1 protein-coding gene is annotated in these 1,275 nt (G+C 69.5%); it reads left to right on the top strand.

What is annotated here, in order from left to right:
* Nucleotides 1-226 precede the first annotated feature (226 nt).
* Nucleotides 227-1,078 carry an alpha/beta fold hydrolase gene (locus ACXAHD_RS32145; RefSeq protein WP_281567371.1) on the top strand — a complete coding sequence of 284 codons (852 nt, stop codon included), beginning with the start codon at nucleotides 227-229 and terminating at the stop codon, nucleotides 1,076-1,078.
* Nucleotides 1,079-1,275: the final 197 nt, after the last annotated feature.

Raw genomic sequence — 1,275 nt, forward strand, 5'->3', positions numbered from 1 at the left:
CCCCCCTGCCACCCCACCTTTGCCTCCTTCCCCCCCCCCCCCCCCCCCCCCGCCTCCCCCCCCCCCCCCCCCCCCCCCCTTCGACGACGTCCTGGATCAGTACCGGGCGATGGTCGTCCCCGGCGGGCACCGCTCTGCTGGCACCTCTTCGTCCTTCGGTTGACAGTTCTAGCTAATACCATTAGCTTAAGAGATACAAGAATTAGCTCCCGGTCTGGAGGTCGTGATGACCGCGTACCTGTCCCTCGACGGCGGGCGCATCGCCTACGAGGTCACCGGGACCGGCGACGGCCCGCTCGTGGTCCTCGCGCCCGGCATGGGCGAGAGCCGTGCGGCGTACCGTTTCGTCGCCCCGCAGCTGGTCGCGGCCGGCTACCGGGTCGCCGCCACCGACCTGCGGGGCACCGGCGAGTCCAGTATCGGCTGGCCGTCGTACTCCCGTACCGACATTGCCGGTGACCTGGTCACGCTGATCCGGCACCTGGGTGGTCCGGCTGTGCTGGTCGGGCACTCGATCTCCGGCGGGGCGGCCACCATCGCCGCCGCCACCGCACCCGAGCTGATCACCGCCGTGGTCGAGCTCGCGCCGTTCACCCGCAAACAGTCGATCAGCCTCGGTGACCTGCGGGTCAAGCGGTACCGGCAGGGCATGAGCCGGCTGCTGGGGGCGGGCATGTTCGGCAGCGTCAAACAGTGGCTCGGCTACCTCGACGTCGCCTTCCCTGGGCAGCGGCCCGCCGACTGGGCCGAGCAGCTGGCTAGGACCGAGGCGCGCCTGCGCGAGCCCGGCCGGATGAAGGTGCTGCAGAAGATGGGCCAGTCCAGCCCGGCCGACGCCGGTGCGCAACTCGGCAATGTCCGCTGCCCCGTACTGATCATCGAAGGGACGCTGGACCCGGACTGGGCTGACCCGCGTGCCGAGGGCGAGGCGATCGTCGCGGCGCTGCCCGCCGGCCTGGGTACGGTGGCGATGCTCGACGGAGCCGGGCACTACCCGCACACCCAGTTCCCCGACCAGGTGGTCGCGCTCATGCTCCCGTTCCTGGCCGAGACGGCCGGTGCCGAGGGCCGGCCCTGACGGGTCTTCACCAGACAGTGCCGGATGACAGTATCGACAGATGGAAAGCTCGACCCGGGGCAACATCCGTACCGTCGCCGGTCTCGCCGGTGTTTGGTCTGTCGTGTGTTTTTTTGTCATGCCTTTTTCTTGTGCCAACCCCCGTCCGATTGAGCTTCGGTTTCCCCCCCCCCATCCCCTCCTCCTATGCACCACCC

It is taken from the genome of Micromonospora sp. ABR4_055 (assembly GCF_056160425.1).